Below are 8,748 nucleotides of genomic sequence, written 5' to 3'. Positions count from 1 at the left end.
CGTGGTGATGGTGGTGCTATGCGCCACCTGGGGCATGCAGCAGGTCGCTCTGAAAGCTACCGCGGCAGACATGGCGCCGGCCATGCAGATCGGCCTGCGCTCCGGCATTGCCGCGTGTCTGGTGGCTTTGGTGATGCACTTGCGTGGCGAGCGCATGTCCTTGCGCGACGGCACCCTTTTGCCGGGGCTGGCAGTAGGCGTGCTGTTTGCCCTGGAGTTTTTGTTGGTGGCAGAGGGCCTGCGCCACACCAGTGCCTCGCATATGGTGGTGTTTTTATATACCGCGCCCATCTTTGCGGCACTGGGCCTGCACTGGCGCCAGCCAGCAGAGCGACTGGGCGTTTTGCAGTGGTCGGGCATTGCCTTGGCATTCTCCGGCATCGCCATGACCTTTCTGGGACGTGGTCATGCCGCCGCGGCGGATGCCTCGTCCATTCTCTGGGGTGATTTTCTGGGCGTGCTGGCTGCCATCTCCTGGGCGGCGACTACCGTAGTGGTGCGCTGTTCCGTGTTGTCGACCGCTTCGCCCGCGAAAACCTTGCAGTACCAACTGGTCATGGCCTGCGTGCTCTTGCTCGCCGGCGCCGTGGTGACCGGACAGAGTCATGTGAACTGGACGCCCGCTGTCTGGGCCAGCTTGGCATTTCACGGGATCATTGTGTCGTTTGCCAGCTTTCTGGCTTGGTTCTGGCTGCTGCGCACCTACCAGGCGTCCCGGCTCGGCGTGTTCTCGTTCATGACGCCGCTTTTTGGCATGGTGTTCGGCGCGTGGCTGCTGAACGAGCCGCTGGACACCCGTTTCCTGATGGGGGCGGTGCCGGTGTTGTTGGGCGTGGTGCTGGTGAGCGCGGGCTAAGACCCCCCCCTGTCTTGGTCCGGAGGCCCTGCTCCGGTAGACTGGAGAACCCGTCTGACAACCCCGTTGGTGCCCTGCCCTATGAACTTCGTCCGTGCCAGAGTTGCGCTTCTTTGCGCTGCAGTGCCCCTTGTTGCAATACCCCTGTCGCTGACGGGCTGCTCCGGGAAAACAGAATCTCCAGCCCCAACCCCGGCGGCAGCGCCGGCAACACTCGCCGCCGCCTCTGCCGCCGCCACCCCAGCCCCGGCCGCAACTGCTGCCCCGGCCGCCCCCAGCGCCGGGCCTACTTCGGTCAGCACGATTCAGGCGCAAAACAAAGAGCTCAACGTAACCCTCAAGGCAACCGGCACGGTGGTGCCCCTGAACGTGGTGGACGTGCGCACCCAGATGAACAGCCTCATCAAGGTGGTGCACTTTAAGGAGGGCCAGTTTGTCAAGGCCGGTCAGCCGCTCTTTACCCTGGACGCGCGCACCGAGGAGGCCAATGTGGCCAAGGCCCTCGCCCAGCTCGCCAAAGACAATGCCGCACTGGCCGATGCCCGGCGCCAGCACGAGCGGGCCCGGCAGCTGTTTGCACAAAACTTCATCTCGCAGGGCGCGGTGGACACGGCGCAAGCCGCCGTCGATGCCGCGGCGGCTAACGTCAGCGCGGACCAGGCGGCTATCGATGCGGCCAAGGTGGCCTTGTCTTACTCCCGCATCGTGGCGCCGGTGTCGGGCCGCGCCGGCGCGGTCAATGTGTTTCCCGGCAGCGCCGTGCAGGTCAATGTGACCACCCTGGTCACCATCACCCAGCTCGACCCCATCGGAATCCAGTTCAACATCCCTCAGCGCAACCTCAGCGACGCCCTGGCCGCCCTGAAAGGCGGCGCCGGCGTCAAGGCCACTCTGGCCGATGGCGGGGGCAGCTTCGCCGGCCGCCTGCAGTTTGTGGACAACGCGGTGGATGCCGCCTCCGGCACCGTCAAGGCCAAGGCCGTGTTTGCCAACAAGGACTACAAGCTCTGGCCCGGCGCCTTTGCCGAGGTGCAGCAAACCGTGAGCACCATCGCCGATGCGGTTGTCATTCCCTTTGCCTCCATCGTGCAGGGCGCGCGCGGCAGCGTGGTCTATGTGGTGGAAGACGGCAAGGCGGTGATGAAGCCGATCAAGGTGGTCTACTCAGAACGCGGTGAGGCCGCGGTAACCGGCATCAAGGCGGGCGACGCCGTGGTGCAGGAAGGCAAGCAAAACGTGCGGCCCAATATGCCGGTAGTTGAGCGCGCCAAGCCATGAACATTTCCGAACTGTTTATCCGCCGTCCGGTGATGACGGTGCTGCTGAACCTGGCCATTGTGCTGGCCGGGGTAATCGGCTTTCGCAGCATTCCTGTTGCCGCTCTGCCCAGCTACGACACGCCGGTTATCAACGTCACCGCCTCGCTGCCCGGCGCCAGCCCGGATGCCATGGCCACCTCGGTGGCGCTGCCGCTGGAAAAGCAATTCCAGACCGTGCCCGGCCTCAAGACGCTCAGCTCCACCAGCACATCGGGCCAGACCTCGTTGACGTTGGAGTTTGAAGAGGGCCGCAACATCGACGCGGCGGCCGTGGATGTGCAGGCGGCCCTGCTGCGCGCCCAGCGCACCCTGCCCGCCGACATGACCAACCCGCCGGCCTACCGCAAGGTCAACCCTGCGGATGCCCCGGTGCTGCTGCTGGTACTGCAGTCCCCCTCGCTCTCTCCCGCTGAGCTGCAGGACTATGCTGAGAACCTCATCGTGCCCACGCTCTCGACCGTTGAGGGGGTGGCGCAAGTCAATATTTACGGCGCCAAGCGCTATGCGGTGCGCGTGCGCATCAAGCCCGATGCGCTGGCGATACGCAACATCTCGCTCGACGAAATCAGTGCGGCACTGCGGGCCTCCAACGTCAACACCCCGGTGGGCATTTTGGAAGGCCCCCAGCAAATGCTGGTGCTGCAGGCCAACAAGCAGTTGCGAAGCGCCGCGGAGTTTGCCGACCTTATTGTCAGCACCCGCGGCGGCAACACTGTGCGCCTGCGCGATGTGGCCCGGGTGGAAGACAGCGTAGAAAACCTCAAGACCTGGGCGACCCTCAATGGCGACCCGTCCATCATTCTGGGGGTGCAGCGCCAGCCCGGCGCCAACACGGTCAAGGTGGTCGACGTCATCCTCGCGGGCCTGCCCGACCTGCAAAGTCAAATGCCGGCCTCGGTCAAGGTCACCCCGGTGAACGACCGCTCGGTGTCGGTGCGCGAAGCCTTGCACGATGTGACGCTCACCCTGATCGGCACGATCGTGCTGGTGGTGCTGGTGATCTTTTTGTTTTTGCGCCGTTTTGTGGCCACCGTCATCCCTACGCTCTCGCTGCCAGTGTCGCTCGTCGGGGCTGTGGCACTCCTGTGGGGCCTGAATTACAGCCTCGACAACATTTCTCTGCTGGGCCTGACCCTGGCCGTGGGCCTGGTGGTGGACGACGCGATTGTGGTGCTGGAGAACATCATGCGCCACGTGGAAAACGGCGAGCCGCCGTTTCAGGCCGCCTTGCGAGGCGCTCGCGAGGTGGGCTTCACCATCATCTCGATCTCGGTGTCGCTGATTGCGGTGTTCATCCCCATCTTCTTCATGCCCGGCGTCATCGGGCTGCTCTTCCATGAGTTTGCGGTGGTGGTGGGCCTGTCGATCGTGGTGTCGGCCTTTGTGTCGCTCACGCTGGTGCCCATGTTGGCCAGCCGCTTTTTGAAAGACGAGGCCCACATGAAGCCCCCGGGCATGGTGGTGCGCAGCTTCGAGCGGGCATTCAACGCCGTGCTGGCCGGCTACACCCGGATGCTGGATCTGGCGCTGCGCCACCGCTACGTCATCGTGGCCGTTGCCGTGGCTACCTTTGTGGGCTCGGCCTGGCTGATTCAGGTGATTCCCAAAGGCTTTTTCCCCGAAGAGGACATCGGTCAGATTCAGGTAACCACCGAGGCTTCGGAGGACATCTCCTTCTCCGCCATGGTGGTTCTGCAGGAGCGTGCGGCAGAAGTGATCCGCAATGACCCGAACGTGGCGCTGGTCAGCTCCTTCAACGGCGGCAGTGTGGGCGTCAACGTCGGCCGCATGTTCGTCACCCTCAAGCCCCGGAGCGAGCGCGAGTCCATGAAGAAGGTGCTCGAAGGCCTGCGCAAAAAGCTGCGGGGTGTGGCCGGTATTTCGGTGTTCATGCGCCCGACCCAGAACCTGCAGCTCGGAGGCCGCCAGAGCAAGGCGCAGTACCAGTATGTTCTGCAGTCCATCAATGCCGATGAGCTGGGCAGCTGGGCCACCAAGCTGCAAGAAAAGCTGCGCGCCGACCCGATCTTTCGGGATGTGACCAGTGACTCGCAGATGCGCGGCCTCAAGGCGCAGCTCAAGATTGACCGCGACCACGCCAACGCCATGGGCGTGTCGGTGGACAACATTCGAACCGCGCTGTTCAGCGCCTTCGGCGAGCGCCAGGTGTCCACGATTTACCTGCCATCTGCCACCTACCAGGTGATCATGGAGGTCGCGCCCGAATCCAAGCAGGACGAGAGCGCGCTGGCCGGCATTTATGTGCGGTCAAGCAACGGCGGCCTGGTGCCGCTGAGCAGCTTCACCACCATCGAGCGCTCCGTGGGCCCCACTGCCATCAACCATGTGGGGCAGTTGCAGGCGGTCACGGTGTCCTTCAACCTCGCGCCCGGCGCGGCGCTGGGCGACGCAACCGCCAAGATTGACGCGGCGCGCGAGGCCATCCAGATGCCGGGCTCCATCATCAGCACCTACGGGGGCGATGCGGCGGTGTTCAAGAACTCGCAGGGCAGCCAGACCATTCTGGTGGTGGCTGCGCTCCTGGTGATTTATGTGCTTCTGGGTGTGCTGTACGAGAGCTATATCCACCCCATCACCATTTTGGCGGGGCTGCCCTCAGCGGCCATGGGCGCGCTGGCAACATTGATGTTCTTCGGGCAGGACCTGACCCTGATTGCCACCATCGGGCTGGTGCTGCTGATCGGTATCGTGAAGAAGAACGCGATCATGATGATTGACTTCGCGCTCGATGCGCAGCGGCATCTGGGCATGACGCCGGCGCAGGCCATTCGCGAGGCCTGCATCCTGCGATTCAGACCCATCATGATGACCACGCTGGCCGCCCTCGTAGGCGCGCTTCCGATTGCGCTGGGCCTGGGTGCAGGTGCCGAATTGCGCCAACCGCTGGGCCTGGCGGTGGTGGGCGGTTTGATCTTTTCGCAGGCCATCACCCTCTTCATCACGCCGGTGCTGTACCTGATGCTGGAGCGTTTCAGCGGTACCGGCCCCATCGTGGCGCCGGAGAAGGCCAGCGTGAGCGCGAACGCCGACGTCTGAGCCCCGCCGATGCCCCGCTTCGCTGCCAACCTTTCCCTGCTCTACACCGAGCATGCGTTTTTGGATCGTTTTGCCGCCGCCGCGCACGACGGGTTCCGGGGCGTGGAGTGCCTGTTTCCCTATGCATGGGAAGCCACTGCCCTGGCTGCGCGCCTGCACGACCATGCTCTGGAGCAGGTGCTGCTGAATGCGCCGCCCGGCGACTGGGACGCCGGCGAACGCGGCATGGCCTGTCTGCCCGGGCGCGAGACAGAGTTTCGCGCTGGCTTCGCCCGCGCGTTGGACTATGCCCTGACGCTGCAATGCCCCCGTATTCATGTGCTCGCGGGGCTGGTGCCGGAGGGCGCCGATGCGGCCGCGCTGCAGGCCACCTACACAGGGAACCTGGCATGGGCTTGCGAGCAGGCCGCAACAGCCGGCAAGCAGGTGCTGATTGAACCCATCAACACCCGCGACATGCCCGGTTATTTTTTGCAGCGCCAGGCAGAGGCCCATGCCATCGTGCAGGCTATTAGCGCGCCGAACCTGAAGGTGCAGTTCGACCTGTACCACTGCCAGATGATGGAAGGCGACCTGGCCACCAAAATCCGCGAATACCTGCCCACCGGCCGGGTGGGCCATATTCAGATTGCCGGTGTGCCCGGCCGCCATGAGCCGGACGTCGGCGAGCTGAATTACCCCTACCTGTTCGGTCTGATTGACGAGGTGTCCGCCCAATGCGGCTGGGATGGCTGGATAGGCTGCGAATACCGCCCCCAGCGCGGCGCGGCACCGGGAGCTACCCGTGATGGTTTGGGCTGGCTGAGGGCTTGAGGTCTAGCCCCGAACGGCTGCCAAGACGCGCAGCCTAAAGCGAAAAGCCTAGTGGCTGCGGATTTTTTCTTGTAGCCACACCTTGATCAGCGATTGGTAGGGCACGTCCCGCGAATTAGCGGCCACCTTGATCGAGTCCAGCAGATGCTGTGGTAGCCGTAAGGAGATCGTCTTTGTCGTTGGCTTGAGCTTGGGTAAATTGACCTTTTCGGCCTGGGTCCAGTCCAGGTGCTCGGTAGAGTTGTGCGACTCCCAATAGGCGCGCTCCTGCGCCTCCGTGCTGAACTCTGGTACGACGGCCAGGCTTGCTTTAGTTGGTTTGCTCATAAATTGCTCGCTCCTTTCGGTGCATATCCCGGGCTGAAATCACCCGGATCAAAGTACCCGCTTTCCTGAGTGTGAAGGTGATGTGCAAGGCACGCCCCTCATCGGTCCGCCCCAAAGCGTGGATACGGATTTCCTTGTGGCTGTGACCAGCGTCCTCCAACATCAGCAACGGGATGTTGAAGAAAACCTGCTCTGCCTCAGCCATTGAGACTCCGTGCTTTTCCTCGCTCTTGCGGGCATTGCCGGAGTCCCAGTTGAAGCCGGCAATGTGGGCCAGATCGATCATCGTTGTATATTATCAGCACATACCAATCTAAGTCCCTAAAATCGGTGGATGACTGAAACCACCACCACCCTGATTGCCACGCACAGTGGCACCTTCCACGCCGACGATGTGTTCGGCGTTGGCATTTTGATGGGGGTTTTTCCCTCGCACCGCCTAGTCCGCACCCGCAAACAGGAGCTCATCGAGACCGCCAATTTTGTGGTGGACGTGGGCGGCGTGTGGGACGCGGCGAGCGGCCGGTTCGATCACCACCAGCGTGGCTTTGATGGCGCCCGTCCGGCCCGTGAGTCGGACGGGGCGATCCTGCCCGGTGTGGGCTATGCCAGCGCGGGCCTGGTGTGGGCGGCCCACGGGGCGGAATATGTGCAGGCCTGGGCCGAGCGCGGCGGCCACGCACTGGACGCGGCCGCAGTGGCAGACATCGTGCGCTCGATCGACCATTCGCTGGTGCAGTACCTCGACATGGTGGACACCGGGCAGGCCGATGTGGCGCCGGGTATTTTCGGACTCTCCAGCCTGATTGCCCAGCTCAACACCCACTGGCTCGAAGAGAAAGGCCTGGACGCCGCCGGCCGCGCCCAACTCCTGGAGACGCGTTTCCTCGAGGCCATTGCCATCACCCGCAAGTTTCTGGACCATGCCCTGAGCCGCAAAGTCGCGCAGCTGCGCGCCATGGACACGGTGCGCCAGGCGCCGCGCCTTCTGGGCGGCCGGGTGCTGCATCTGCAGGAAGGCGGCATGCCCTGGACGCATGTGGTGCTGCATGAGATGCCCCACGTGATGTTTGTTATCTACCCCGACTCTGACGGCAACCAGCACCAGATCAAGACGGTGCCGGTGGAGGCCGGCTCCTTCATTGCCCGCATGGACCTGCCCGAAGCATGGGCCGGCCTGCGCGAGGCCGACTTGGCCGCGGTGAATGGCGTGGCCGACAGCGTGTTCTGCCACCTGAACCTGTTTATCGGTGGGGCCCGCAGCTTCGAGGGCGCACTCCGCATGGCGGAGTTGGCGCTGGCCGACAAAGCTGCGGCGTGAAGGCGCACACCACCGCGCTGCAGCAGGTTGGCGCTGCGCTGCGTGCCAATGTGCTGCCCGGCGTGATGCTGTGGTGTGGTCTGGCGCTCATGCTCGTGGCCTATGCGCTGAGCCCGGGATTTGAGAACACGCTGGTCGAGTGGGGCGCTCTGAAGGCAGCCTGGGGCTATCCTTTTTCGTTTTTGTCGTATGTGGTGTTTGCGGTGCTGGTGCCCGAAACCTTGAGCCACGCCTTGCGCCGCCAGCCCTAGACCCGCCGGTCGACCAGCGATGCGTTGTACGCATCGTTGGTGTTCGGCTTCATCGGGGTGACGGTGGACATGCTTTACACCGCGCAAATCGCGATGTTTGGCGAAGGCCGCGATACGGCCACCATGGTCAAGAAGATGCTGGTGGACCAGTTTGTGTATTCGCCCGTTTCCAACTTCGCCATCTTCGCGCTGTTCGCATGGCGCGAGGGCGGCTTCAAGACCCGCGCGCTGCGCCAGCTCGGCACCCGTCACTATTTCACTCAGCAGTACCTGCCGGTGCTCATCGCCATGTGGTGCGTCTGGATACCCGGTGTGCTGGTGGTCTATTTCATGCCCACCGCGCTGCAGTTTCCGGTGGCGTCGTTGGTGCTGGTGTTCTGGATATTGATTTTCAAGTTCGTGCGCAAGGGTTGAGAGTGACCGAAAACCCCCAGGGCCTCGCACAGAGGCTTCCGGGGCGCATCGCACTTACGGCTTTAATGCCGCCATCCGCCGGTCCAGCTCGGCGACCTTGGCGGCTTTGTCTTCTGCCGGAAGGCTGGTATTAGCCAGCACCTTGAATCGCTCGCCGGCCAGCGCCAGCAGGCGCACCGGGTCGAGCATCTTGTCGTCGGACGGTGCATAGCCCGAAAGCTTGTTGATTTCCATCAGGTTAGCTTTTTCCTCCGGCGTCTTGCCGTAGCTCAGGAAGAAGGTCTTGATCTTGGCCTTGGTGGCTGCGGGCAGGTCTTTGCGCATGAAGAGCGGGTCCAGCGGCAGCAGGGGCGATGTCCAGATCACCTTCAGGTCCTTGAACTTGTCGGG

At 63.5% G+C, this 8,748-nt stretch carries 10 protein-coding genes; 7 read left to right on the top strand and 3 right to left on the bottom strand.

Going from position 1 to position 8,748, the window contains the following annotated elements:
* Window positions 1-7 precede the first annotated feature (7 nt).
* The 4 genes from Q0O05_RS10180 (at window position 8) to otnI (ending at window position 6,045) form a co-directional block, all read left to right on the top strand.
* A complete protein-coding gene (locus tag Q0O05_RS10180; protein ID WP_293662682.1) occupies window positions 8-856 on the top strand; it encodes a DMT family transporter in 849 nt (282 codons plus the stop codon).
* Window positions 857-979: 123 nt separating this feature from the next.
* Window positions 980-2,134, top strand: a complete 1,155-nt coding sequence (locus tag Q0O05_RS10175; RefSeq protein WP_293662681.1) for an efflux RND transporter periplasmic adaptor subunit — start codon at window positions 980-982, stop codon at window positions 2,132-2,134.
* Entirely contained in the window at window positions 2,131-5,232 is a 3,102-nt protein-coding gene (locus Q0O05_RS10170) for an efflux RND transporter permease subunit (RefSeq protein WP_293662679.1), read from the top strand. Before Q0O05_RS10175 ends, Q0O05_RS10170 begins: the two co-directional genes overlap by 4 nt.
* Window positions 5,233-5,241: 9 nt before the next feature.
* Window positions 5,242-6,045: a 2-oxo-tetronate isomerase gene (gene otnI, locus Q0O05_RS10165; protein WP_293662677.1), complete on the top strand. Its 804-nt coding sequence runs from the start codon at window positions 5,242-5,244 to the stop codon at window positions 6,043-6,045.
* 48 nt (window positions 6,046-6,093) lie between these two features.
* Here the strand turns inward: otnI and Q0O05_RS10160 are convergent, their stop codons facing one another.
* Both Q0O05_RS10160 and Q0O05_RS10155 read right to left on the bottom strand, forming a co-directional pair.
* A complete protein-coding gene (locus Q0O05_RS10160; RefSeq protein ID WP_293662676.1) occupies window positions 6,094-6,372 on the bottom strand; it encodes a BrnA antitoxin family protein in 279 nt (92 codons plus the stop codon).
* Complete coding sequence (locus Q0O05_RS10155; RefSeq protein WP_293662674.1) at window positions 6,356-6,658, bottom strand: BrnT family toxin; 303 nt, start codon at window positions 6,656-6,658, stop codon at window positions 6,356-6,358. The genes Q0O05_RS10160 and Q0O05_RS10155 overlap by 17 nt, the downstream gene beginning before the upstream one ends.
* 48 nt (window positions 6,659-6,706) lie before the next feature.
* Between Q0O05_RS10155 and Q0O05_RS10150 the strand changes: the two genes are divergently transcribed.
* Genes Q0O05_RS10150 through Q0O05_RS10140 form a run of 3 tightly spaced genes read left to right on the top strand, consistent with a single transcriptional unit; the run spans window position 6,707 to window position 8,358 of the window.
* Window positions 6,707-7,693, top strand: coding sequence for an MYG1 family protein (locus tag Q0O05_RS10150; protein ID WP_293662672.1), 987 nt, complete (start codon window positions 6,707-6,709; stop codon window positions 7,691-7,693).
* The gene (locus Q0O05_RS10145) at window positions 7,690-7,944 is read left to right on the top strand and encodes a hypothetical protein (RefSeq protein ID WP_293662670.1); all 255 of its coding nucleotides are present in this window, start codon (window positions 7,690-7,692) and stop codon (window positions 7,942-7,944) included. Before Q0O05_RS10150 ends, Q0O05_RS10145 begins: the two co-directional genes overlap by 4 nt.
* Window positions 7,945-7,968: 24 nt before the next feature.
* On the top strand, window positions 7,969-8,358 hold the full coding sequence (locus tag Q0O05_RS10140) for a hypothetical protein (protein WP_293662669.1): 390 nt from the start codon (window positions 7,969-7,971) through the stop codon (window positions 8,356-8,358).
* Window positions 8,359-8,412: 54 nt separating this feature from the next.
* Here the strand turns inward: Q0O05_RS10140 and Q0O05_RS10135 are convergent.
* Window positions 8,413-8,748, bottom strand: a 336-nt coding sequence (locus tag Q0O05_RS10135; RefSeq protein WP_293662668.1) for a PhnD/SsuA/transferrin family substrate-binding protein, incomplete at its 5' end; no start/stop codon positions are given.

Origin of the sequence: Rhodoferax sp. OV413 (assembly GCF_945881795.1) — a bacterium.
Taxonomy (GTDB): domain Bacteria; phylum Pseudomonadota; class Gammaproteobacteria; order Burkholderiales; family Burkholderiaceae_C; genus Allorhodoferax.
The sequence above is the reverse complement of the archived record's forward strand: the minus strand, read 5'-3'. Positions and strand labels throughout refer to the sequence as shown.